The 2,155-nt window shown below is 61.9% G+C and carries 2 protein-coding genes; both read left to right on the plus strand.

Annotated elements, in window-relative coordinates; genetic code table 11:
* Positions 1 to 265: 265 nt before the first annotated feature.
* Positions 266 to 1,789, plus strand: coding sequence for an ATP-dependent RecD-like DNA helicase (locus L0H65_RS18835; protein ID WP_301460733.1), 1,524 nt, complete (start codon positions 266 to 268; stop codon positions 1,787 to 1,789).
* Between the two features lie 57 nt (positions 1,790 to 1,846).
* The gene (locus L0H65_RS18840) at positions 1,847 to 2,083 is read left to right on the plus strand and encodes an Lrp/AsnC ligand binding domain-containing protein (RefSeq protein ID WP_301460732.1); all 237 of its coding nucleotides are present in this window, start codon (positions 1,847 to 1,849) and stop codon (positions 2,081 to 2,083) included.
* Positions 2,084 to 2,155 lie beyond the last annotated feature (72 nt).

Raw genomic sequence — 2,155 nt, forward strand, 5'->3', positions numbered from 1 at the left:
CCACCATGACCCGCGCAAGACATGAAGCATTGCCGCTTGATCCGGCAGAAAAGCGCGGGCGGCGCACGCATTGATGCAACTGCCCTCTCTCAGGTGACGATGCTGCGCGCGCAACCCCTGTGACCGGCGGCGTTGGCCCGGTGTTCGCGGCAAGCCGAAACCGGCGGGCTGTTGCTTGGGTTGAAGGGCAAAAATCCTGCCCACGCGGGGCTTATCCGCGCTGTCCTTGCTGGTCTATCGCCCATGCCTTGGCTATGGTCGCGCGATGAACTCTGTGGCGCTTACATTTTCCGACGATCAGGCCGAGGCATGGGACCGGCTTGCGGATCAAATGCGCGGTATGGGCATTGATCTTGATAACGCGAGCCTGTCGCCGGCACTGGAGGGCAAGGCGAGCGTGATGGCCGTCGTCGGCAAGGCCGGGTCAGGCAAAACCATGCTGCTCGCCAGCCTTTACAAGGCTATGGCGGCGGCGGGCGTCGATGTCGTTTCCGGCGATTATGAGGGCAAACGCCGCAAGGATCGCCGGACATTGGCGATTTTGGCACCGACCAACAAGGCAGCGTCGGTTCTGCGGCTGCGGGGGGTGCCTGCGACCACGATCCACCGCATCTTGTATACACCGCTATATGACCCACAATATGAGAAGATTGCCGAATGGTTGGCGGGCAATGGCCCGAGGCCGGAGGTTGAAGGGCTGACGGATCTGGCGCTGGACCGGGCGAAGGCGTTTTACGACACGGTTGCCTCCATTCCCGGCGCTTTGGCAGCAGCGGGCTTGCGCGGCAGCGATTTTATCAAAGGCTGGAAACGGCGGGAGGAGCCGCTGGATGTCGGCTTCGTTGACGAATCCTCCATGCTGGATCAGCGGCAGTTTGATGACCTGCGTGAGATTTTTCCGAGTCTCGTGCTGTTTGGTGACCCGGCCCAACTGGCCCCGGTCGGCAATTCCGGTGAAATGGTGTTTGACAAGATGGGTCCGACCCGGCGGCTGGAGCTTCACCGCATCCACCGCCAGACGGAGGGGAACCCGATCCTTGATCTGGCGCATGCTCTGGCCGATCCGGAGTTGAGCTTTGAAGCCTTTGAGCGGATGGTGGAAGCGGCGGCGCTGCGCGACCCGAGGGTTGAGGTGGCGCAGCGGGTGGACAGCGACTTGATGGCGCGCTCACCGGTCTTGGTGTGGCGCAACACCACGCGCATCCGTTTGATCACCGCCTTTCGCGCGGCACATGGCGCGCCGGAGTTTGAGCTTGTGCCGGGCGAGCCGCTGATCTGTGACGGTATTGAACTGCCCTTGAAGCACCGCAAGAAACGTATTGATCTGGAGGCGCGCGGGCTGATCAAAGGCGCACAGGTGATCTACATGGGGCCGGGCAACCGCGACGGTTTCGCCCGCTTGCATGTCGTGGGCGCGGAGGAGCCGCAGGTTTCAGCCGCGAGCATCATCAAGATCGAAAAACCGGGTGAGGATGAACCGTTCATTCCCTCGGCCGCCAAGATGGGGGCGGCGTTCCTGCATGGGGCGGCGGTGACGATCCACAAGGCGCAAGGCAGCCAGTGGGACACCGTGCAGGTGTTCGCGCCGGACCTGTGGGCGGCGGCGCAATCGGGCCGGATGGAGGCTGGGATGCCATTGTGGAAGCGGTTGGCCTATGTTGCAATCACCCGTGCGCAAACGCGCTTGCTCTGGATCGTGCGCAACCGCCTTGCGCGCCCGGAACAAGTGCTCGGGGTGGCCGATCTGGCGGTAAAACCGGCACCCTTGGCCTTGGAGCCGGAGGAATGAGGTTGCCTCCGTGGCCGCACCGCGCCTATGGTTTCGGGTGATATGAGGAGATGACCCATGACCGCCGTTTTCGTTCAATTCCGCTGCACGCCGGGCAAGACCTATGAGGTGGCCGATGCGATCTATGACCGCGAAGTGGTGTCGGAACTGTATTCGACCAGCGGTGAATATGATCTGATCGCCAAGATCTATATTCCCGATGGTCAGGATGTCGGGCATTTTCTGTCGGGATCGCTGTTTGATATTCCAGGCATTGTGCGGACACTGACGACGATGACCTTCAAGGCGTTCTGACCGCTGGTCGGGCAGGGGGCTTTCCGCCCCCTCTGCGCCTTCAGGCGCATTCACCCCCGGAGGATATTTTTT

The sequence above is a fragment of the Pseudorhodobacter sp. genome, assembly GCF_030452865.1.
Taxonomy (GTDB): Bacteria; Pseudomonadota; Alphaproteobacteria; order Rhodobacterales; family Rhodobacteraceae; genus Pseudorhodobacter.